We start from the raw sequence: 20,549 nt of genomic DNA, 5'->3' as shown, positions 1-20,549 counted from the left end.
GGACATCAGGCCCGTCCGGCGGTTGAGGACAAAGCCTCAGCCCCGGCCCGGGGCACCCTTGAAACCGGGCACCCCAGCCGGGAGGCGACTCAGTACTGCTCGGTCTCCACGAAACCGGCGTCCGCGTCGTCGTCGGCGCCGAAGGCGTCGGCGGCGGCGGTCGGGTCGAAGCCGGGAGGCGAGTCCTTCAGCGCGAGGCCCATACCGGCCAGCTTCGCCTTGACCTCGTCGATCGACTTCGCACCGAAGTTGCGGATGTCGAGAAGGTCCGCCTCGGAACGGGCCACGAGCTCACCCACGGAGTGGATGCCCTCGCGCTTGAGGCAGTTGTACGAGCGGACCGTGAGCTCCAGCTCCTCGATCGGCAGCGCCAGATCGGCGGCGAGCGCGGCGTCCGTCGGGGACGGGCCCATGTCGATGCCCTCGGCGTCGATGTTGAGCTCGCGCGCCAGACCGAACAGCTCGACCAGGGTCTTACCGGCCGACGCCATGGCGTCACGGGGACGCATGGCCTGCTTGGTCTCGACGTCGACGATCAGCTTGTCGAAGTCGGTGCGCTGCTCGACACGGGTCGCCTCGACCTTGTACGTGACCTTGAGCACCGGCGAGTAGATGGAGTCGACCGGGATCCGGCCGATCTCCTGGCCGACCTGCTTGTTCTGGACGGCGGAGACGTAGCCGCGACCGCGCTCGACGGTCAGCTCCATCTCCAGCTTGCCCTTGCCGTTGAGCGTGGCGAGAACGAGGTCGGGGTTGTGCACCTCGACACCGGCCGGGGGCGCGATGTCGGCGGCGGTGACCAGACCCGGGCCCTGCTTGCGCAGGTACATCACGACCGGCTCGTCGTGCTCCGAGGAGACGACCAGCTGCTTGATGTTGAGGATGAGGTCGGTGACGTCCTCCTTGACGCCCGGCACGGTGGTGAACTCGTGCAGGACACCGTCGATCCGGATGCTGGTGACAGCGGCACCGGGGATCGAGGAGAGGAGGGTACGGCGCAGGGAGTTGCCGAGGGTGTAGCCGAAGCCCGGCTCCAGCGGCTCGATCACGAACCGGGAGCGGAATTCGTCGACGACCTCTTCGGTCAGCGACGGACGCTGAGCGATAAGCATGGGGAGAGTCCTTCAGTCGTGGGCACCCACTATTTGATGCCCGACAGATGCAACAAGGGTACGGGCGGTACGCCCCGTATGAGGCGTACCGCCCGGACCCGAACGCTACTGACGCACGGCCGTCACCGGCCGCGACGGATCAGACGCGGCGACGCTTCGGCGGACGGCAGCCGTTGTGCGGCGTCGGGGTGACGTCCTGGATCGAACCGACCTCGAGGCCCGTGGCCTGGAGGGAGCGGATCGCGGTCTCACGGCCGGAGCCGGGACCCTTGACGAAGACGTCGACCTTGCGCATGCCGTGCTCCTGCGCGCGGCGGGCGGCCGACTCGGCGGCCATCTGCGCGGCGAAGGGGGTGGACTTGCGCGAGCCCTTGAAGCCGACGTGTCCGGCGGAGGCCCAGGAGATCACGTTGCCCGAGGGGTCCGTGATCGAGACGATGGTGTTGTTGAACGTGCTCTTGATGTGCGCGTGGCCGTGAGCGACGTTCTTCTTTTCCTTGCGACGCACCTTCTTGGCTGCGCCCTGACGACCCTTGGGGGGCATGTCTTGACTCCAGATGGAGAGGGGAGGTGATCGGTCCTACAGCGAAGACCGCTGGTTGCTGCGCTGCCCGGCGAACCGGATGCACGCAGTGCGTCCGCTGAGGACTACTTCTTGCCCGGCTTCTTCTTACCGGCGATGGCGCGACGCGGGCCCTTGCGGGTACGCGCGTTCGTGCTGGTGCGCTGACCGTGGACCGGCAGACCGCGGCGGTGACGAATGCCCTGGTAGCAGCCGATCTCGATCTTGCGGCGGATGTCGCCCTGGATCTCGCGACGGAGGTCACCCTCGGTGCGCAGGTTGGCGTCCACGTACTCGCGGATCTTGACCAGGTCCTCTTCGGCCAGGTCACGAACGCGGGTGTTGGGGTTCACGCCGGTGGTGGCGAGGATCTCCTTGGACCGGGTGCGCCCGATACCGAAGACGTAGGTGAGGGCAACCTCCACGCGCTTTTCGCGCGGGATGTCAACACCTGAAACGCGTGCCATTCAATGGCTCCAGTTGTTAGTTCGGGGGTCTTCCGCAGTGCCGCTCCCGACCGCCGACCACCCGCTGGGAGTGGTGGTACGTCCGGGTCCCCGGCCCCCGCCGGAGGTGTCGTCAGCCGTGGCTTGGACGGGCACTGCGTATGTACGTGATTACGTGCGTCGCGCGAAGAACTGCGAGATGCAGGGGGTCGTGCGTCAGCCCTGGCGCTGCTTGTGGCGCAGGTTGTCGCAGATGACCATGACCCGACCGTGACGGCGGATCACCTTGCACTTGTCGCAGATCTTCTTGACGCTCGGCTTGACCTTCATGGGATGTCAGGTTCTCCGGGTCAGTGCCATCACCGCGCCGAAACGGGGTGCGGGCAAGATCTACTTGTAGCGGTAGACGATCCGGCCACGCGTCAGGTCGTACGGAGAGAGCTCCACCACGACCCGGTCATCCGGGAGGATACGGATGTAGTGCATCCGCATCTTGCCGCTGATGTGCGCCAGGACCTTGTGACCGTTCTGGAGCTCCACCTTGAACATTGCGTTCGGGAGGGACTCGATCACGGTGCCCTCAATCTCGATGGCACCTTGCTTCTTGGCCACGCTTCGCCTTTCGAATCGGCTACCTTGATCGGCTCTCGCGATCTTGTGCCGTACATGTGATTGCATGCAGACACACGGATGCACCAGAGCCGACGAGTCAGTCTACGTCAGCGGACTCCAAAAGACGAATCCGTCAAGTTTGCCCACTGCCGGTGATCCTTAGACCTGCCGGAAGGGTCGGATCAGCCCAGCGGGTCGGGCGCGGCCTCGATGCCGTACTCCGCGAGCTTCGCCCTGCCGCAGTCCGGGGCGGTCAGGACCAGCGGTCCCTGCTCCGTCAGGGCGATGGAGTGCTCCCAGTGCGAGGACCAGGTGCCGTCCGTCGTGATGACGGTCCAGTCGTCGCCCAGGGTCTCCGTACGCGCCGTGCCGAGCGAGACCATGGGCTCGATCGCCAGGCAGACGCCCGGGACCAGCTTGATGCCCTTGCCGCGCTTGCGGGAGACGTAGTTCAGCAGGTGCGGGTCCATGTGCATCTCGGTGCCGATGCCGTGGCCGCCGAAGTCCTCGATGATCCCGTACTTGCCGGTGGCCGGGCGGGGCTGGCGGCGGATGTAGGACTCGATCGCCTTGGAGATGTCGACGAGGCGGTTGTTCACCTTCATCGCGGCGATCCCGGCCCACATCGACTCCTCGGTCACCCGGGAGAGTTCCACCAGCTCCGGAGCGTGACCGGTGCCCACGAAGGCGGTGTACGCGGCGTCGCCGTGCCAGCCGTCCACGATCGCGCCGGCGTCGATCGAGATGATGTCGCCGTCCTTGAGGACCGTCCTGTCGTCCGGGATGCCGTGGACCACGACCTCGTTCACCGAGGTGCAGATGGTCGCGGGGAACCCGCCGTAACCGAGGAAGTTCGACTTCGCCCCGTGGTCGGCGATCACCTTGCGGGCGACCTGGTCCAGGTCCTTCGTGGTGGCGCCGGGCACGGCCGCCTCACGGGTGGCCGCGTGAATGGCAGCGACCACCAGCCCCGCCTCGCGCATCTTCGCGATCTGCTCGGGGGTCTTGATCTGCACCATTGCTCGGCGCCTCTCTGGATCGTCGGGGTGACGGGGGACGGGGACGGGTTACGGGTCCGCTGGGGGCCCACTCCACGATACGGGCGCAAACAGTCGGCCGCGGCGCCCTGAGGCGCCGCGGCCGGCTGTACAGCGGTGGTACGGGTGGGGCTCAGCCCTCGTCGGTCTGCTTCAGCGCCGCCATGGCGCGCTCGGTCACTTCGGTGACCTTGCCGAGCGCGGAGATGGTCACCACCAGGCCCTGGGCCCGGTAGTAGTCGATGATCGGCTCGGTCTGCGTGTGGTAGACCTCCAGCCGCGTCCGGACCGTCTCCTCGCTGTCGTCGTCCCGCTGGTACAGCTCGCCGCCGCAGGTGTCGCAGACACCCTCGGTCTTCGGCTTGTTGTACGTGGCGTGGAAGACGTGCGCGCTGTCGTTGCGGCAGATGCGGCGACCCGCGATCCGCTTCACGACCTCTTCCTCGGGGACCTCGAGATCGAGGACCGCGTCCAGCTTCACGCCCTCGTCCTTGAGCATCACGTCAAGGGCTTCGGCCTGGCCCACGTTCCGCGGGAAGCCGTCCAGCAGGAAGCCGTTCACGGCGTCCGACTGGGCCATGCGGTCCTTGGCCATCCCGATGGTGACTTCGTCCGGCACCAGCTGGCCTGCGTCCATGTAGGCGCGGGCCTGCTTGCCAAGGTCGGTGCCCTGGCTGATGTTGGCGCGGAAGAGGTCACCCGTGGAGATGTGCGGAATCGACAGGTTCTCGGCAAGGTACGCAGCCTGCGTTCCCTTGCCGGCACCCGGAGGCCCGACGAGGACGATTCGCATCAGCGGAGGAACCCTTCGTAATTGCGCTGCTGGAGCTGACTCTCGATCTGCTTCACGGTTTCCAGACCCACACCCACGATGATGAGGATGCTCGTCCCGCCGAACGGGAAGTTCTGGTTCGCCCCGCCGAAGCCTGCCAACGCCATCGTCGGCACAAGAGCGATCAGGCCCAGGTACAGCGAGCCCGGCCAAGTGATCCTGTTGAGCACGTAGCTCAGGTACTCGGCAGTAGGTCGACCTGCCCGGATGCCCGGGATGAAGCCACCATACTTCTTCATGTTGTCGGCGACTTCGTCGGGGTTGAACGAAATGGCCACGTAGAAGAAGGCGAAGAACACGATGAGTACGAAGTACACCGAGATGTAGTACGGGTGGTTACCCGTCACGAAGTGGTCCTGGATCCAGGTGGCCCAGCCTGCGTTGGATCCGGAGAACTGGACGATCAGTGACGGGATGAAGAGCAGCGACGAGGCGAAGATGACGGGAATCACACCCGCCTGGTTCACCTTGAGCGGGATGTACGTCGACGTACCGCCGTAGGAACGGCGCCCGATCATGCGCTTCGCGTACTGCACCGGGATGCGGCGCTGGGCCTGCTCGACGAAGACGACGAGGGCGACCATCACGAAGCCGATGAGGATAACCGTGCCGAACTCGATCCAGCCGTCGGCCAGCTTGCCGCTCTCCTTGATGGCCCACAGGGCGCCGGGGAACGTGGCGGCGATCGAGATGAACATGAGGATCGACATGCCGTTGCCGATGCCGCGGTCGGTGATGAGCTCACCGAGCCACATCACGCAGGCGGTACCGGCGGTCATGGTGATGACCATCACCAGGGTGGTGAAGATCGACTTGTCGGCGACGATCTGACTGCCCACGGAGCAGTTCTGGAACAGCGCCCCGCTCCGGGCGGTGGCGACGAGGCCGGTGCCCTGGAGGACGGCCAGCGCGACGGTCAGATAACGCGTGTACTGCGTGATCTTGGCCGTGCCCGCCTGCCCCTCCTTCTTGAGGGCTTCCAGTCGGGGAATCACGACGGTCAGCAGCTGAAGGATGATGCTGGCCGTGATGTACGGCATGATGCCGAGCGCGAAGATGGTGATCTGCAGCAGAGCGCCGCCGCTGAACATCTGCATCAGACCGAGCAGGCCACCCGAATCGGCCTGGTCGATGCACTGCTGCACCTTCGCGTAGTCGACCCCGGGGGCCGGGACGTGCGCCCCGAGCCGGTAGATCACGATGATGCCGAGCGTGAAGAGCAGCTTCTTGCGCAGGTCGGGCGTCTTGAACGCTCGGGCGAACGCGGTGAACACGGTGCCTCCTGCGACCCCCGCGCTATGCGTCAGAGGCGACGGGTCTGGATGGGACTGGATGGGATCGGATACAAGGCAGCCCTACATCGTAAGGAGGCCACAAAAGATTAACGGCGCTACCCTACCCGGCCCGGGACTGAGCAGGAAACACTCACTGCACACCGGTGCAACGCCCGCTCCCCGGCCCGCGCCGTGAAAGACCGGCCAAGCCACACCATTTGGGACGTGAAGGCCCCTCGGCTCCCCCACCGCCGGTGCGGTGGACACCCGTTCAACCTTTCCCGAGCCTTTACGGTTCCCGTACAGCGCCACAAACGGAGAAAAGCCTGGCCGACCACCTCCGAAGAGGCGACCGGCCAGGCTCAGTTCTGTCCCGGGGCTCAGACGAGCTCGGTGACCGTACCGCCGGCGGCGGTGATCTTCTCCTTGGCGGAACCGGAGACGGCGTCAACCGAAACCTGAAGCGCCACGGAGATCTCGCCCTGTCCGAGGACCTTGACGAGGTGGTTGTTGCGCACAGCGCCCTTGGCGACCAGGTCGGCCACCGTGACCTCTCCACCCTCGGGGTAGAGCGTCGCGAGCTTGTCCAGGTTCACGACCTGGTACTCCGTGCGGAACGGGTTCTTGAAGCCCTTGAGCTTCGGGAGACGCATGTGGAGGGGCATCTGGCCACCCTCGAAGCGCTCCGGAACCTGGTAACGGGCCTTCGTACCCTTGGTACCACGGCCTGCGGTCTTACCCTTGGACGCCTCACCACGACCCACACGGGTCTTGGCGGTCTTGGCGCCCGGGGCAGGCCGGAGGTTGTGGGCCTTCAGCGGGCTGTTCTCCGCCATGTCAGTCAACCTCCTCAACCGTCACGAGGTGGCGGACGGTGTTGGCCATTCCGCGGAACTCGGGGCGGTCCTCCTTGACAACCGAGTCGTTCAGGCGCTTGAGCCCGAGCGAACGCAGGGTGTCGCGGTGGTTCTGCTTGCTGCCGATGTACGACTTCGTCTGCGTGATCTTGAGGCGAGCCATTACGCACCCGCTCCCGCACGTGCACGGAGCAGAGCCGCGGGGGCGACGTCCTCGAGGGGCAGACCGCGGCGGGCCGCGATCTCCTCGGGACGCTGAAGGCCCTGGAGGGCCGCCACGGTCGCATGCACGATGTTGATCGCGTTGGACGAGCCAAGCGACTTCGACAGGATGTCGTGAACGCCGGCGCACTCGAGCACGGCACGCACCGGGCCACCGGCGATAACACCGGTACCGGGGGAAGCCGGCTTGAGCAGGACGACGCCCGCAGCCTTCTCGCCCGTGATCGGGTGAGGGATGGTGCCCTGGATGCGGGGGACCTTGAAGAAGTTCTTCTTGGCCTCTTCGACACCCTTGGCGATGGCCGCGGGAACTTCCTTGGCCTTGCCGTATCCGACACCGACGGTGCCGTCACCATCGCCCACCACGACCAGCGCGGTGAAGCTGAAGCGACGACCACCCTTCACAACCTTGGCGACGCGGTTGATCGCGACGACGCGCTCGACGTACGCGGTCTTCTCGGCGGCGCTGGCGCCACCGTCACGGCCCTTCCGGTCCCGCCGCTCGCCGCCACCGGCACCGCTTCCGCGGCGCTGGGGTCCAGCCATTGGATTTACCTCTCTCTGTTACGTCCGCTGTGCGTAGGAACCGGGGCTTAGAACTTCAGCCCGGCTTCACGGGCGGCGTCAGCCAGAGCGGCAATCCGCCCGGCGTACTGGTTACCACCGCGGTCAAACACGACGGCCTCGACGCCTGCGGCCTTGGCACGCTCGGCGACCAGGGCGCCGACCTGCTGGGCCTGAGCGCTCTTGTCACCCTCGCCACCACGGATCGAGGTGTCCAGGGTCGACGCCGACGCGAGCGTGTGGCCCGCGATGTCGTCGATGACCTGGGCCACGATGTGGCGGTTGGAACGCGTCACGACCAGACGGGGACGCTCCGGCGAACCCGACATGTGCTTGCGGACGCGGATGTGGCGGCGCTTGCGAGCAGCGCGCTTGTAAGCGTCGCCCTTGGCGATCTTCACACCGTATGCCATGGCTACTTACCAGCCTTTCCGACCTTGCGGCGGATGACCTCGCCCGCGTACTTGACGCCCTTGGCCTTGTACGGGTCGGGCTTCCGCAGCTTGCGGATGTTGGCGGCTACCTCGCCGACCTTCTGCTTGTCGATGCCCTCGACGCTGAGCTTCGTGGGCGACTCGACCTTGAAGGTGATGCCTTCCGGAGCCTCGATGAGGATCGGGTGGCTGTAGCCCAGGGCGAACTCCAGGTTGGAGCCCTTCGCCTGGACGCGGTAACCGACACCGCTGATCTCGAGCGCCTTGCTGTAACCCGTGGTCACACCGGTGATCATGTTCGCCACCAGCGTGCGGGACAGGCCGTGGAGGGCCTTGTTCTGACGCTCGTCGTTCGGGCGGGAGACGTTGAGCACGCCGTCCTCACCCTTGGAGACCTCGATCGGCGCGGCAACGGTGTGCGTGAGGGAACCCTTGGGGCCCTTCACGGCGACCGTACGGCCATCGATGGTGACGTCCACACCGGCGGGAACCTGGATGGGGAGCTTGCCGATTCGCGACATGAGCTTTCCTTCCTTTCCCGACTACCAGACGTAGGCGAGGACTTCCCCACCTACGCCCTTCTTGCCTGCCTGCTGGCCGGTCAGGAGGCCGTGGGACGTGGAGATGATCGCCACGCCCAGACCGCCGAGGACCTTCGGCAGGTTGGTGGACTTTGCGTATACACGCAGACCCGGCTTCGAAATCCGCTTGATGCCGGCGATCGAGCGCTCGCGGTTCGGGCCGAACTTCAGCTCGAGGACGAGGTTCTTGCCGACCTCGGCGTCCTCGACCTTCCAGCCGGTGATGAAGCCCTCCTGCTGGAGGATCTCCGCGATGTGCGACTTGATCTTGCTGTGCGGCATCGAGACATCGTCGTGATATGCCGAGTTCGCGTTACGCAGACGCGTGAGCATGTCTGCGATGGGATCAGTCATGGTCATGAGTTGGCCTTCGGCCTCTCTCGCCGGGGTTTCCTGTATGCGCCATCCCTCTCCCCACTCAGTGGTGGGACGGGTGCGGTGCGGGGACCTACGGCGTAGTAAGTCGGTCGTGGGCGGCAGGCGCCCAACCCTTCAAGCCTACGGCATGAAAGGACGGGCTCCTGCCGACCCAGATGCTTACCGAGAGTCTCCAGAACTTCCCTTCGCCCTAGGGCGGAGGAGAGTTACCAGGAGCTCTTGGTCACGCCCGGCAGCTCGCCACGGTGAGCCATCTCACGAAGGCACACGCGGCACAGGCCGAACTTGCGGTAGACGGAGTGGGGCCGGCCGCAGCGCTGGCAGCGGGTGTACCCGCGAACGCCGAACTTCGGCTTACGGGCGGCCTTAGCGATCAGAGCCTTCTTCGCCACGGTCAGTTCTCCTTGAACGGGAAGCCGAGGTGACGAAGGAGGGCACGACCCTCGTCGTCGTTGGTCGCCGTGGTGACCACGGTGATGTCCATGCCCCGGACCCGGTCGATCTTGTCCTGGTCGATCTCGTGGAACATGACCTGCTCCGTGAGACCGAAGGTGTAGTTGCCACGGCCGTCGAACTGCTTCGGCGACAGGCCACGGAAGTCACGGATACGCGGCAGCGCGAGCGACAGCGTACGGTCCAGGAACTCCCACATCCGGTCACCGCGGAGGGTGACGTGGCAGCCGATCGGCTGGCCCTCGCGCAGCTTGAACTGCGCGATGGACTTGCGGGCCTTGGTGACGGCCGGCTTCTGGCCGGTGATCGTGGTGAGGTCCTTGACGGCACCGTCGATCAGCTTGGAGTCGCGGGCGGCGTCGCCCACACCCATGTTGACCACGATCTTGACCAGACCGGGAACCTGCATGACGTTCTCGTACGAGAACTCCTCACGCAGCTTGCCGGCGATTTCCTCGCGGTAGCGCGTCTTGAGACGCGGCGCAGTGGTGGCAGTCATCAGATGTCCTCACCGGTCCGCTTGGCAACGCGGATCTTGTTGCCCTCGTCGTCAAAGCGGTAGCCGACGCGGGTGACAACCTTGTTGCCGTCCTTCTCCACAACCAGCTGAACGTTGCTGACGTGGATCGGGGCCTCGGTGGTGACAATGCCACCCGTCTGCGAACCGCGAGCCGTCTGACCGGCCTTGGTGTGCTTCTTGACCCGGTTGACACCCTCGACGAGGACGCGGTCCTGAGCGGGGTAGGCCACGATGACCTTGCCCTGCTTGCCCTTGTCCTTACCGGTGATGACCTGGACCAGGTCGCCCTTCTTGATCTTCATGCTTACAGCACCTCCGGCGCGAGCGAGATGATCTTCATGAACTTCTTCTCGCGCAGCTCCCGGCCCACCGGGCCGAAGATGCGGGTGCCGCGGGGGTCGCCGTCGTTCTTCAGAATGACGGCGGCGTTCTCGTCGAAGCGGATGTACGAGCCATCCTGACGACGACGCTCCTTGACGGTGCGAACGATGACGGCCTTGACGACGTCACCCTTCTTCACGTTGCCGCCGGGGATCGCGTCCTTGACGGTGGCGACGATGACGTCACCGATACCCGCGTAGCGGCGACCCGAGCCACCGAGAACACGAATGGTGAGAATTTCCTTCGCACCCGTGTTGTCGGCGACGCGCAGTCGCGACTCCTGCTGGATCACGTCTATCTCCTGATCGTCTGCCGGTTCCCGGCGGGTGCCTCTCCGTTACGGGAGAGGCACCTCACCGAGCCTGGCGGAACTGACCTGAGGGGAATGCCCCTCAGGAATTACTTGGCCTTCTCGAGGATCTCGACGATGCGCCAGCGCTTCGAGGCCGACAGCGGACGCGTCTCCATGATGATGACGCGGTCGCCGACGCCCGCAGAGTTCTGCTCGTCGTGCGCCTTGAGCTTGTTCGTACGGCGGATGACCTTGCCGTACAGCGCGTGCTTGACGCGGTCCTCGACAGCGACGACGACGGTCTTGTCCATCTTGTCGCTGACGACCAGACCCTCACGGGTCTTGCGGAAGCCGCGGTCGGTCTTGCTGGTCTCAGTCACAGTCTTCTCGCTCATCAGACGCTCTCCACCGTCTCGATGCCCAGCTCGCGCTCGCGCATCAGGGTGTAGATCCGGGCGATGTCCTTACGGACGGACTTGAGCCGACCGTGGTTCTCGAGCTGGCCCGTCGCCGCCTGGAAGCGGAGGTTGAACAGCTCTTCCTTGGCTTCGCGGAGCTTGTTGAGGAGCTCCTCGTCGCCCAGCTCGCGCAGCTCGGACGCCTTGGTACCGGCCGACATCACGACTCACCTGCCTCGCGCCGAACGATCCGGCACTTCATCGGAAGCTTGTGAGCAGCGCGGGTGAGCGCCTCACGAGCAATCTTCTCGTTCGGGTAGGACAGCTCGAACATCACCCGACCCGGCTTGACGTTCGCGATCCACCACTCGGGAGAACCCTTACCGGAACCCATGCGGGTCTCGGCAGGCTTCTTCGTCAGGGGACGGTCCGGGTAGATGTTGATCCAGACCTTGCCGCCACGCTTGATGTGACGGGTCATCGCGATACGAGCGGACTCGATCTGACGGTTCGTCACGTACGCCGGGGTCAGCGCCTGGATGCCGTACTCGCCGAACGCAACCTGCGTGCCACCCTTGGACATACCGCTGCGCTTCGGGTGGTGCTGCTTGCGGTGCTTGACCCTACGGGGGATCAGCATTTCGGTCAGGCCTCCGTTCCGGTGCTCTCAGCAGCCGGAGCAGCGGCGGCGGGGGCGTCGGCCTTGGGGGCCTCGGCTGCCGGCGACTGCTGCGGCTTACGGCCGCGACCGCCACGCTCGCCACCACGGCCGCCACCACGGCCGGCCGGGCGGTCGGTGCCGCCACGAGCCGGACGGTTGCCGGCGCGGGCCGCGGCGTTCTCGGCGCGAACCTCGGCGATGTTCTTGACGTCGCCCTTGTAGATCCAGACCTTCACGCCGATGCGGCCGAAGGTCGTCTTGGCCTCGAAGAAGCCGTAGTCGACGTTCGCACGGAGGGTGTGCAGGGGCACGCGGCCCTCGCGGTAGAACTCCGAGCGGGACATCTCGGCGCCGCCGAGGCGGCCGCCGCACTGGATCTTGATGCCCTTGGCGCCGGCCTTCATCGAGGACTGCATGCTCTTGCGCATGGCCCGACGGAAGGAGACGCGGGAGGAGAGCTGCTCGGCGACGGCCTGGGCCACCAGCTGAGCGTCCACCTCGGGGTTCTTGACCTCGAGGATGTTCAGCTGGACCTGCTTGCCGGTCAGCTTCTCCAGCTCGCCGCGGATGCGATCGGCCTCGGCGCCACGGCGACCGATGACGATGCCCGGACGGGCGGTGTGGATGTCGACGCGGACGCGGTCGCGGGTGCGCTCGATCTCGACCTTCGAGATGCCGGCCCGCTCCATGCCCTTCGTCATCATGCGACGAATGGCGACGTCTTCCTTGACGTAGTCCTTGTACAGCTTGTCGGCGTACCAGCGGGACTTGAAGTCCGTGGTGATGCCGAGCCGGAACCCGTGCGGGTTTACCTTCTGGCCCATTACCGGGTTCCTTCCTTGCTGCTGACGACCACGGTGATGTGGCTGGTCCGCTTACGGATCCGGTAGGCACGGCCCTGAGCACGCGGACGGAACCGCTTCAGGGTCGGGCCCTCGTCCACGTACGCCTCGCTGATGACCAGCGAAGAGGCGTCGGTGTGGTCGTAGTTGTGTGCAGCGTTGGCGATGGCGCTGTCCAGCACCTTGCCAACCGGCACGCTCGCGGCCTGCGGGGCGAAACGCAGGACCGCCTGAGCCTCCGTGGCATCCATGCCACGGATGAGGTCCACCACTCGGCGGGCCTTCATGGGCGTGACGCGGATGTACCGCGCCTGGGCCCTGGCTTCCATGGTTGTCCCTTCGGTGTAAGTCATAGTCGTTTCCACCCCGCGCTAGCGGCGCTTCGACTTCCGGTCGTCCTTGACGTGGCCGCGGAAGGTGCGAGTCGGCGAGAACTCGCCGAGCTTGTGGCCGACCATCGACTCGGTGACGAACACCGGGACGTGGATCTTGCCGTTGTGCACCGCGATGGTGTGACCCAGCATGGCCGGGACGATCATCGAGCGACGGGACCAGGTCTTGATGACGTTCTTGGTGCCTGCCTCGTTCTGTACGTCCACCTTCTTGATGAGGTGGCCGTCGACGAAGGGCCCCTTCTTGAGACTGCGCGGCATCTAAACCCGCTCCTAGCGCTTCTTGTTCGTCTTGCGGCGGCGGACGATGTACTTGTTGCTCGCCTTCTTGGGAGAACGAGTACGACCCTCCTTCTGACCCCACGGCGAGACCGGGTGACGACCACCGGAGGTCTTGCCTTCACCACCACCGTGCGGGTGGTCAACCGGGTTCATCGCGACACCGCGGACGGTCGGGCGGACGCCCTTCCAGCGCATGCGGCCGGCCTTGCCCCAGTTGATGTTCGACTGCTCGGCGTTGCCGACCTCACCGATCGTCGCGCGGCAGCGCGCGTCGACCAGGCGGATCTCACCCGACGGCATACGAAGGTGGGCCATGGTGCCCTCCTTCGCCAGCAGCTGCACGGAGGCACCCGCGGAACGGGCGAACTTCGCGCCGCCGCCGGGCCGCAGCTCGATGGCGTGGATGGTCGTACCGACCGGGATGTTGCGCAGCGCCAGGTTGTTGCCGGGCTTGATGTCGGCGGTCGGACCGTTCTCGACACGGTCACCCTGCGACAGGCCACGGGGAGCGACGATGTAACGCTTCTCGCCGTCCGCGTAGTGCAGCAGCGCGATGCGCGCGGTGCGGTTCGGGTCGTACTCGATGTGCGCGACCTTGGCCGGCACGCCGTCCTTGTCGTGACGACGGAAGTCGATCACTCGGTAGGCGCGCTTGTGGCCACCGCCCTGGTGGCGAACGGTCACACGACCGGCGTTGTTACGGCCGCCCTTGCTGTGCAGAGGGCGGACCAGCGACTTCTCCGGCGTGGACCGCGTGATCTCGACAAAGTCGGCGACGCTGGAGCCACGACGGCCCGGGGTCGTCGGCTTGTACTTGCGGATACCCATTATCTCTCAGTCCTCGGAAGAATTCCGGATCCTGGACGTCTCGACCTCCGTCAGGAGGTCGGGCCGCCGAAGATGTCGATACGGTCGCCCTCGGCGAGGGTCACGATGGCGCGCTTCGTGTCGGAGCGCTTGCCGAAGCCGGTCTTGGTGCGCTTGCGCTTACCCTGCCGGTTGATCGTGTTGACCCCGGTGACCTTGACCGAGAAGACCGCTTCCACGGCCTGCTTGATCTGGGTCTTGTTGGAGCCCGGCGCGACGATGAACGTGTACTTGTTCTCGTCGAGCAGCGCGTAGCTCTTCTCGGAGACCACGGGCTTGACGAGAACGTCACGCGGGTCCGAGTACGTCTTGCTGGTAACGGTCGCCTCGCTCATCAGGCGTCGCTCCCTTCGGTCTCAGCGGTCTGGGGGCCAGACACGAAGGACTCGAAAGCGGCCTGGGTGAAGACCACGTCGTCAGAGACGATCACGTCGTACGTGTTGAGCTGGCCCGGCTCCAGGATGTGCACCTGGGGCAGGTTGCGCGCGGACAGCCACGCGGCCTCGGCGGCGCGGTCGACGACCAGGAGCAGGTTCTGGCGCTCCGAGATCTTGCCGAGCAGCGTCTTGGCGGCCTTCGTGGAGGCGGCACCCTCGACCACGCCGGTGACGACGTGGATACGGGAGTGACGGGCCCGGTCGGAGAGGGCACCGCGCAGGGCGGCGGCCTTCATCTTCTTCGGGGTCCGCTGCGAGTAGTCACGCGGCTGCGGGCCGTGGACGACGCCACCACCGGCGAACTGCGGGGCGCGGGTCGAACCCTGACGGGCGCGGCCGGTGCCCTTCTGGCGGTAAGGCTTCTTGCCACCACCGCGGACTTCGCCGCGGCGCTTGGTCTTGTGCGTGCCCTGACGGGCAGCCGCCAGCTGAGCGACAACGACCTGGTGGATCAGCGGAACGCTGGTCTTGGCGTCGAAGATCTCCGCGGGGAGGTCGACGGTACCGGCCTTGTCGCCTGCCGGCGAAAGGATGTCAATGGTGCTCATTACCTCAAGCCCCCTTGGCCGCGGTACGGACCAGGACGAGGCCGCCGTTCGGACCGGGGACCGCGCCCTTGATGAGGAGCAGACCCTTCTCCGCGTCAACCGCGTGGATGGTCAGGTTCTGGGTGGTGACGCGCTCGTTACCCATGCGGCCCGCCATGCGCATGCCCTTGAAGACACGCCCAGGGGTGGCGCAGCCACCGATGGAACCGGGGGAACGGTGCTTGCGCTGGGTGCCGTGCCCGGCGCCGAGGCCCTTGAAGTTGTGACGCTTCATGACACCGGCGAAGCCCTTGCCCTTGCTCTTGCCCGTGACGTCGACCTTGACGCCGGACTCGAACACCTCGGCAGTGACCTCCTGGCCCAGCGTGTACTCGCTGGCGTCAGGGGTGCGGAGCTCCACCAGGTGGCGGCGCGGGGTGACGTCGGCCTTGGCGAAGTGACCCTTGAGGGGCTTGTTCACCTTGCGCGGGTCGATCTCGCCGAAGGCGATCTGGACCGCTTCGTAGCCGTCGCTGTCGTTGGTGCGAACCTGCGTCACGACGCACGGCCCGGCCTTGACGACGGTCACCGGGACAACCCGGTTGTTCTCGTCCCAGACCTGGGTCATGCCGAGCTTCTCGCCCAGGACGCCCTTGATGTTCTTGCTCATCTCGGCCCGTCCCCTCAGAGCTTGATCTCGATGTCGACGCCCGCCGGGAGGTCGAGGCGCATCAGCGAGTCAACCGTCTTCGGCGTGGGGTCGAGGATGTCGATGAGGCGCTTGTGCGTGCGCATCTCGAAGTGCTCGCGAGAGTCCTTGTACTTGTGCGGCGACTTGATGACGCAGTACACGTTCTTCTCAGTGGGCAGCGGCACCGGGCCCGCGACCGACGCACCAGTGCGGGTCACCGTCTCGACGATCTTCTTCGCCGAGGAGTCGATGACCTCGTGGTCGTAGGCCTTGAGCCGGATGCGGATCTTCTGTCCCGCCATGGCTACTAGTAGTCCTGTCTCTCGTAACGCTCTGGAACCCGGGGGTTCTCTGGACTCCCCCTCCGACCCACGCGGTCGGGCGTGTCGCATCCCCTCTACGAAAATCTCCCGAAGGAAATCCCAACCAAGGGGGTGCGGCCCTGAACCGCGGAACCGGGGGCGGAACACCCACCGGGTGCCTGGCCGGCGCCCTGCATTGCTTCCCGGAAGATTCCCGTACGTCCGGCCCATACAGGGCCGACGAGTACTGTGGGACTCGCTTCCGGTCCTCCCGGCGGGAGGCGCGCAGCATTGACACTCAACCGAGCAACCTGGTCAGTGTGCCATACGGGGCGCGGGCCTGGCCAATCGAGTCGGGAATCCTACCCCGAGCGAGCGAGTGCTCAAACGCGGGCGCGCATCCGGCGGCACGGTGTCGCGCCGAAGCGGGACGGCCCGGTCCACGGCCCCGGTGCGCAACCCCACGCCCTGACCGGGCAACCTCCGTGCCGCGCTCCCCGTCTATCCCCCCGCAGGCACGGTCGACCAGCCGCTGACCTGCGGGAAGAGCCAGGAGTACGCAGGACAGGGCGACCGTTCGCCCGCTGCGGGGGAAGCGGGAGCGGACGGGGTGCGTGGCGTGGTGGATCGATCTGTCCTGTCCCGAATACGGATGCCCCGGCGCACGCTCCTCCTGACGGCCACCGCGACCGCCGCGCTCGCCGGATGTGCCGTACCGGCTCCGAGGCGCCGGGAGCCGGTGCCGGATCCGGCGCCCGGGCTGGCCATAGCGTCCACGCGGCGGGCGCAGATCATGCAGCTGCTGGCCCACCCGGACGACGACCTGTACTTCATGAACCCGGACACCCGGCAGTGCCTGGACGCCGGGGCCCCGCTGGTCTGCGTGTATCTGACCGCGGGCGAGGCGGACGGCGTCAACAAGATCCCCGGGGCGCCCCACCCGGCCCCGGACCGGGCCGCGTACTCCTCCTCCCGCCACCAGGGTTTGCGCCAGGCGTACGCCGAGCTCCTCGGCCTCGACCGCTTCACGCCCTGGGAGAAGTCGGTGCTCCCCCTGCACGGCGGCCACCGCGCCGAGGTGAACGTCCTGGTGAACGGGGTGCGCCGGGTGGAGCTGGTCTTCCTCAACACCGCGATGCACACCGGCCGGGGGCGGCTCGGGCTCCCCAGCCTCTGGCAGGACCGGCGCCTCGTGCTGCGTACCGTCGTCGCCGACAACTCCCCGCTGGACAGGGCCGGTTCGTATACGTACGACGGTCTGGTCGACGTCCTCGTGGGGCTGCTGGAGCAGTACCGGCCCACCCTCGTGCACACCCTGGACCCCGACCCGGACCTCCAGTTCAGCTCCGAGGCCCAGCGGCGCCGGGACAGCGAGCAGCGCGGGTACTCCGACCACGCCGACCACACCGCGGCCGGCTGCTTCGCCTGGGCGGCGCTGATCCGCTGGGTGGCGCGGGCGACGGCCGCCAAGGAGCCCGTGCCCGGGTTCACGGTCACCTCGTTCCGGGGCTACTACAACCGGCACTGGCCCAAGAACCTGCCGCCGGAGGTGCTGGAGCGGAAGGCCGCCCACCTCGTCCCGTACGGCGGCTCACCCGACTGGGAGTGCGGCAACCCGTCCGGCTGCGGCGACTACAACGTGGGCGGCGACCGGCCCCTGGCCAACCCCAAGGGCTGGGTCCGCTCCACCCACCACCGCTACCCGGGCCCCCGCCCCGCCCTCGCCTCCGGGGCGGACGGCCGGCTCACCGCGTACGGGGTGCTGGGGCTGCGCGCCGTGCGGTGGCGGGAGAGCGCACCCGGCAGCGGGGTCTGGGACGCGCCGGACGACCTGGGCGGCGGGCCGCTCGCGCCGGTGCTCGGCTCGGCGGTGACGGCGGACGGGCGGCGGCTGCTGTTCGGGCTGCGGTTCGCGGCGCTCGGCGGGCACGGCTCGGACAACGAGCGCGAGATCGTGGTGCTGGAGCAGCGCTCGCCGGACGGCCCCTTCCGCGCCTGGCGGGGGCTCGGCAACCCCGCCACCGGCCGGGACCACGGGCGCCGCATCGGCGTGCCGGTCGCCGTCGCCGCACCGGACGGCCGCGTCCACCTCTTCGTACGGAACGCGGAGAAGGGGCTGAGCACCCGGGTGCGCGACGCGGACACCGGGCGTTGGAGCGGCTGGCGTGACCTGGGCGGCGGCGAGGTGCAAGACGGGCTGAACGCGGTCGTGGACACGGCGGGGCGGGTCCATGTGTACGCCGCCGGGCACCGCGCCGTGCACCACTGGGCCCAGGACGCCCCGGGTGGTGAGGTCACCGCCCGCGCCCGGCTCACCGATGCCCCGGTCCCCTCCCACGCCCCGGCCGCCGTGCCCGCGCCGGACGGATCGGTCGACCTCTACTACCGGGCCGCGGCCCGCGCCGCGCTCACCGCCGTGACCGGCGCGGATACCCCGGCCCCCCGCTTCGAGGGCTACGGTGCGGTGGCCGCGGCACCCGCACCCGGTGGCCCGGTCCTCCTCGGCCGCACCGCGGCGGGCGCGCTCCACCTGCGTACCGCCGAATCCAGCGCCGTACGCTCACGGGGGCCCGTCGCCCTGGACGGGGCCGCGCTCCACCTCGGGGCGGACGGGGCACCCACCGTCGTGGGGTTCGGGCCGGACGCGGCGCCGTGGATCTGGCGTCCCGGGGGCGCCGCATAGAGGTGCCGGATCCGGCACCCGGTGGCCACACCTGGGGGTTCTCGACGCCTCCGTGGCGCTACCTAGGGTTCGCCACCCCATAACGCGGCGTTATGGGAAAGCGTTAGTACCCGGCGGATGGGTTCTTCGACACTCTGGGGCCGTCAACCCCCACAAACACGCCCCTCAGCGTGCTCCCCGAAATGAGGAACCATGCGAATAGCAAGGCTAGTTCCCGCTGCCCTCGCCGCCGCGGCCACCGTCCTCGCTCTTCTCAGCCCCGCCGCCACCGCCGCCCCCCAGCCCCCGCTCCAGGACGCCCCGCCCCCGACCACGCAGATCATCGGCGGCGGCCAGGCGTCCAACGCCCCGTGGGCCGCACGGCTCTTCTCGCAGGGCAGAGAGACCTGTTCGGCGACGATCATCGCGCCGACCTGGATCCTCACCGCCAAGCACTGCGTCACCGGCGGCGGCCTGTCGTTCCGCATCGGCAGCCTCGACCAGCACAGCGGCGGCGTGGTCGCCAACGGCACCCAGACCTACACCCACAGCTCGGACCTGGCGCTGGTCCGCCTGGACCGCTCCGTGCAGACGACCTACTCCCGCCTCGGCAACCCCGGCTCGGTGAGCGTCGGCCAGAGCGTCCAGGTCTGGGGCTGGGGCGCCACCTCGCAGTGCGGCTCGGAGGCCAACTGCCAGTCCCGCTACCTGAAGGTCGCCAACGTGACGGTGACCGGCGGCTGCGGTGACGCGTACGGCGGCTCGGCGATCTGCGCCCGCCGCGGCAACGGCATCACCGCCGGCGGCGACTCCGGCGGCCCGATGACGGCCAACGGCATCCAGGTCGGCGTGGCCTCCACCAGCGACCGGCAGACCACGACGGCGTACACGAACGTCACCGCGTACCGCTCCTGGATCCAGTCCATCGCGGGCGTCTGACCTGCCGTCACCCCCTGGGGCGGCGGGCACCTGACCGACCCGCCGTCCCTCTGAAACGTAGGGCCCCCTTACCTCGCCGCCCTGAGGTACCGGGGCCCTACCTCCATGTGGGGCCGGGAGCTACAGCCACCCGTGCTGCGTGGCGATCCGCACGGCGTCGACCAGCGTGCGGGCGTGGAGCTTGCCGACCGCCGAGGAGAGCCGGTTGCGTACGGTGCCCACGCTGAGGAACAGGTCGGCGGCGATCTCCCGGGAGTGCGCCCCCTCGGCGGCGAGCCGCAGGGCCTCCGCCTCCTTGTCGGTGAGCGGACTCGGCCCCGACCGCTCCTCCCCGCGCATCCGGGCGTCGATGACCCGGCCGCCCGCGGCGATCCGCCGGACGGCGTCGGCGATCTGCGCGGGGGGCGTGCTCTTCAGCAGGTATCCGGCGGCCCCGGCGTCCAGCGCCCGGCGCAGATGGCCGGGCCGGTCGAGTGCGGTGAGCATCACCGTACGGCAGGAGGGCAGGGCCCGTACGAGCTGGTCGGCCACGGCTATCCCGTCCAGGCCGGGCAGGTCGATGTCGAGGAGCGCCACGTCCGGACGCAGCCGCTCCGCCTCGGTGATCGCGGCGGGACCGTCCGCCGCCTGGCCGGCCACCTCGATGCCGATTTCGGCCGACAGGAGTGCCGTCAGACCGGACCGCACCACGTCATGGTCGTCGACCACCAGCACCCTGATCACGGATTCGATTATCGCCCACGGCCCGGGCGTTCACGGCGACGAGGACTCCCCGCCGTACGCACCACACCGCGACCAGGACTCCGACCAGGGCGGGCAGGAAGTAGAGGAGCATCCACGGTCCCCGGAGCACCGCGCACAGGACGGCGAGGGCGTACACCACACCGGCGACCGCCCACACGGCGGCCACCTCGGTCTTCTCGCGTTTCGTTCGCCCTGTCACGGCCCTGCTCCCCCACTGCTCGGCGCGCCATGAACGCCTGGTGGGCAGG

The 20,549-nt window shown here is 67.6% G+C and carries 32 protein-coding genes; 2 read left to right on the top strand and 30 right to left on the bottom strand.

Annotation, left to right across the window (positions count from 1 at the left end):
• Positions 1–89: 89 nt before the first annotated feature.
• The 29 genes from GTY67_RS21320 to rpsJ all read right to left on the bottom strand — a co-directional run bounded on the left by GTY67_RS21320 (position 90) and on the right by rpsJ (position 15,956).
• Positions 90–1,112 carry a DNA-directed RNA polymerase subunit alpha gene (locus tag GTY67_RS21320; protein WP_003966937.1) on the bottom strand — a complete coding sequence of 341 codons (1,023 nt, stop codon included), beginning with the start codon at positions 1,110–1,112 and terminating at the stop codon, positions 90–92.
• Between the two features lie 139 nt (positions 1,113–1,251).
• Positions 1,252–1,656 carry a 30S ribosomal protein S11 gene (rpsK, locus tag GTY67_RS21315; RefSeq protein ID WP_003956432.1) on the bottom strand — a complete coding sequence of 135 codons (405 nt, stop codon included), beginning with the start codon at positions 1,654–1,656 and terminating at the stop codon, positions 1,252–1,254.
• Between the two features lie 104 nt (positions 1,657–1,760).
• Complete coding sequence (gene rpsM / locus GTY67_RS21310) at positions 1,761–2,141, bottom strand: 30S ribosomal protein S13 (RefSeq protein WP_014047799.1); 381 nt, start codon at positions 2,139–2,141, stop codon at positions 1,761–1,763.
• A gap of 195 nt (positions 2,142–2,336) precedes the next feature.
• On the bottom strand, positions 2,337–2,450 hold the full coding sequence (gene rpmJ, locus GTY67_RS21305) for a 50S ribosomal protein L36 (RefSeq protein WP_003956441.1): 114 nt from the start codon (positions 2,448–2,450) through the stop codon (positions 2,337–2,339).
• Between the two features lie 60 nt (positions 2,451–2,510).
• The gene (gene infA, locus GTY67_RS21300) at positions 2,511–2,732 is read right to left on the bottom strand and encodes a translation initiation factor IF-1 (RefSeq protein WP_003956442.1); all 222 of its coding nucleotides are present in this window, start codon (positions 2,730–2,732) and stop codon (positions 2,511–2,513) included.
• 182 nt (positions 2,733–2,914) lie between these two features.
• Positions 2,915–3,751 carry a type I methionyl aminopeptidase gene (gene map, locus GTY67_RS21295; RefSeq protein ID WP_093693509.1) on the bottom strand — a complete coding sequence of 279 codons (837 nt, stop codon included), beginning with the start codon at positions 3,749–3,751 and terminating at the stop codon, positions 2,915–2,917.
• 151 nt (positions 3,752–3,902) lie between these two features.
• On the bottom strand, positions 3,903–4,562 hold the full coding sequence (locus GTY67_RS21290) for an adenylate kinase (protein WP_093693508.1): 660 nt from the start codon (positions 4,560–4,562) through the stop codon (positions 3,903–3,905).
• The gene (secY, locus tag GTY67_RS21285) at positions 4,562–5,875 is read right to left on the bottom strand and encodes a preprotein translocase subunit SecY (protein WP_093693507.1); all 1,314 of its coding nucleotides are present in this window, start codon (positions 5,873–5,875) and stop codon (positions 4,562–4,564) included. The genes GTY67_RS21290 and secY overlap by 1 nt, the downstream gene beginning before the upstream one ends.
• A 380-nt stretch (positions 5,876–6,255) precedes the next feature.
• Positions 6,256–6,711 carry a 50S ribosomal protein L15 gene (gene rplO, locus GTY67_RS21280; protein ID WP_003966942.1) on the bottom strand — a complete coding sequence of 152 codons (456 nt, stop codon included), beginning with the start codon at positions 6,709–6,711 and terminating at the stop codon, positions 6,256–6,258.
• A 1-nt stretch (position 6,712) separates the two neighbouring features.
• Positions 6,713–6,895 (bottom strand): 50S ribosomal protein L30, encoded by a 183-nt coding sequence (gene rpmD / locus GTY67_RS21275; RefSeq protein WP_015610734.1) that lies wholly within the window; start codon positions 6,893–6,895, stop codon positions 6,713–6,715.
• Positions 6,895–7,500, bottom strand: a complete 606-nt coding sequence (rpsE, locus tag GTY67_RS21270) for a 30S ribosomal protein S5 (protein ID WP_003966944.1) — start codon at positions 7,498–7,500, stop codon at positions 6,895–6,897. The genes rpmD and rpsE overlap by 1 nt, the downstream gene beginning before the upstream one ends.
• A 47-nt stretch (positions 7,501–7,547) precedes the next feature.
• Positions 7,548–7,931 carry a 50S ribosomal protein L18 gene (gene rplR, locus GTY67_RS21265; protein ID WP_018510591.1) on the bottom strand — a complete coding sequence of 128 codons (384 nt, stop codon included), beginning with the start codon at positions 7,929–7,931 and terminating at the stop codon, positions 7,548–7,550.
• A 2-nt stretch (positions 7,932–7,933) separates the two neighbouring features.
• A complete protein-coding gene (rplF, locus tag GTY67_RS21260) occupies positions 7,934–8,473 on the bottom strand; it encodes a 50S ribosomal protein L6 (RefSeq protein ID WP_093693506.1) in 540 nt (179 codons plus the stop codon).
• Between the two features lie 21 nt (positions 8,474–8,494).
• The gene (gene rpsH / locus GTY67_RS21255; protein WP_007446728.1) at positions 8,495–8,893 is read right to left on the bottom strand and encodes a 30S ribosomal protein S8; all 399 of its coding nucleotides are present in this window, start codon (positions 8,891–8,893) and stop codon (positions 8,495–8,497) included.
• A 224-nt stretch (positions 8,894–9,117) separates the two neighbouring features.
• Entirely contained in the window at positions 9,118–9,303 is a 186-nt protein-coding gene (locus GTY67_RS21245) for a type Z 30S ribosomal protein S14 (RefSeq protein ID WP_003948630.1), read from the bottom strand.
• Positions 9,304–9,305: 2 nt separating this feature from the next.
• Positions 9,306–9,863 carry a 50S ribosomal protein L5 gene (rplE, locus tag GTY67_RS21240; RefSeq protein WP_003966948.1) on the bottom strand — a complete coding sequence of 186 codons (558 nt, stop codon included), beginning with the start codon at positions 9,861–9,863 and terminating at the stop codon, positions 9,306–9,308.
• Positions 9,863–10,186 (bottom strand): 50S ribosomal protein L24, encoded by a 324-nt coding sequence (rplX, locus tag GTY67_RS21235; RefSeq protein ID WP_003966949.1) that lies wholly within the window; start codon positions 10,184–10,186, stop codon positions 9,863–9,865. The genes rplE and rplX overlap by 1 nt, the downstream gene beginning before the upstream one ends.
• A gap of 2 nt (positions 10,187–10,188) precedes the next feature.
• The gene (rplN, locus tag GTY67_RS21230; RefSeq protein WP_003966950.1) at positions 10,189–10,557 is read right to left on the bottom strand and encodes a 50S ribosomal protein L14; all 369 of its coding nucleotides are present in this window, start codon (positions 10,555–10,557) and stop codon (positions 10,189–10,191) included.
• Positions 10,558–10,664: 107 nt separating this feature from the next.
• Positions 10,665–10,952, bottom strand: coding sequence for a 30S ribosomal protein S17 (gene rpsQ / locus GTY67_RS21225; protein WP_093693505.1), 288 nt, complete (start codon positions 10,950–10,952; stop codon positions 10,665–10,667).
• The gene (gene rpmC, locus GTY67_RS21220) at positions 10,952–11,176 is read right to left on the bottom strand and encodes a 50S ribosomal protein L29 (RefSeq protein ID WP_015610729.1); all 225 of its coding nucleotides are present in this window, start codon (positions 11,174–11,176) and stop codon (positions 10,952–10,954) included. The genes rpsQ and rpmC overlap by 1 nt, the downstream gene beginning before the upstream one ends.
• Positions 11,176–11,595 carry a 50S ribosomal protein L16 gene (rplP, locus tag GTY67_RS21215; RefSeq protein WP_003966953.1) on the bottom strand — a complete coding sequence of 140 codons (420 nt, stop codon included), beginning with the start codon at positions 11,593–11,595 and terminating at the stop codon, positions 11,176–11,178. Before rplP ends, rpmC begins: the two co-directional genes overlap by 1 nt.
• Positions 11,596–11,600: 5 nt before the next feature.
• The gene (rpsC, locus tag GTY67_RS21210) at positions 11,601–12,440 is read right to left on the bottom strand and encodes a 30S ribosomal protein S3 (RefSeq protein WP_018510593.1); all 840 of its coding nucleotides are present in this window, start codon (positions 12,438–12,440) and stop codon (positions 11,601–11,603) included.
• The gene (gene rplV, locus GTY67_RS21205) at positions 12,440–12,787 is read right to left on the bottom strand and encodes a 50S ribosomal protein L22 (RefSeq protein ID WP_004571827.1); all 348 of its coding nucleotides are present in this window, start codon (positions 12,785–12,787) and stop codon (positions 12,440–12,442) included. Before rplV ends, rpsC begins: the two co-directional genes overlap by 1 nt.
• 42 nt (positions 12,788–12,829) lie before the next feature.
• Positions 12,830–13,111, bottom strand: coding sequence for a 30S ribosomal protein S19 (rpsS, locus tag GTY67_RS21200; RefSeq protein ID WP_003966956.1), 282 nt, complete (start codon positions 13,109–13,111; stop codon positions 12,830–12,832).
• A gap of 12 nt (positions 13,112–13,123) precedes the next feature.
• Complete coding sequence (gene rplB, locus GTY67_RS21195; protein ID WP_003966957.1) at positions 13,124–13,960, bottom strand: 50S ribosomal protein L2; 837 nt, start codon at positions 13,958–13,960, stop codon at positions 13,124–13,126.
• 50 nt (positions 13,961–14,010) lie between these two features.
• Positions 14,011–14,334: a 50S ribosomal protein L23 gene (gene rplW / locus GTY67_RS21190; protein WP_007446738.1), complete on the bottom strand. Its 324-nt coding sequence runs from the start codon at positions 14,332–14,334 to the stop codon at positions 14,011–14,013.
• Positions 14,334–14,984, bottom strand: a complete 651-nt coding sequence (gene rplD, locus GTY67_RS21185) for a 50S ribosomal protein L4 (protein WP_161279684.1) — start codon at positions 14,982–14,984, stop codon at positions 14,334–14,336. The genes rplW and rplD overlap by 1 nt, the downstream gene beginning before the upstream one ends.
• Before the next feature lie 4 nt (positions 14,985–14,988).
• Entirely contained in the window at positions 14,989–15,633 is a 645-nt protein-coding gene (rplC, locus tag GTY67_RS21180) for a 50S ribosomal protein L3 (RefSeq protein WP_003966960.1), read from the bottom strand.
• 14 nt (positions 15,634–15,647) lie between these two features.
• A complete protein-coding gene (gene rpsJ / locus GTY67_RS21175; RefSeq protein WP_003948644.1) occupies positions 15,648–15,956 on the bottom strand; it encodes a 30S ribosomal protein S10 in 309 nt (102 codons plus the stop codon).
• A gap of 652 nt (positions 15,957–16,608) precedes the next feature.
• On the opposite strand from rpsJ, the gene GTY67_RS21170 reads away from it, so the two are divergent.
• Together GTY67_RS21170 and GTY67_RS21165 are read left to right on the top strand one after the other, a co-directional pair.
• Entirely contained in the window at positions 16,609–18,639 is a 2,031-nt protein-coding gene (locus GTY67_RS21170; protein ID WP_161279683.1) for a PIG-L family deacetylase, read from the top strand.
• Positions 18,640–18,831: 192 nt separating this feature from the next.
• Positions 18,832–19,557: a trypsin-like serine protease gene (locus tag GTY67_RS21165; RefSeq protein WP_093693503.1), complete on the top strand. Its 726-nt coding sequence runs from the start codon at positions 18,832–18,834 to the stop codon at positions 19,555–19,557.
• Between the two features lie 120 nt (positions 19,558–19,677).
• Here GTY67_RS21165 and GTY67_RS21160 read toward each other — a convergent pair whose 3' ends face one another.
• Complete coding sequence (locus GTY67_RS21160) at positions 19,678–20,280, bottom strand: response regulator transcription factor (protein WP_161279682.1); 603 nt, start codon at positions 20,278–20,280, stop codon at positions 19,678–19,680.
• Positions 20,281–20,549 lie beyond the last annotated feature (269 nt).

This window comes from Streptomyces sp. SID8374 (genome assembly GCF_009865135.1).
Taxonomy (GTDB): domain Bacteria; phylum Actinomycetota; class Actinomycetes; order Streptomycetales; family Streptomycetaceae; genus Streptomyces.
The sequence above is the reverse complement of the archived record's forward strand: the minus strand, read 5'-3'. Positions and strand labels throughout refer to the sequence as shown.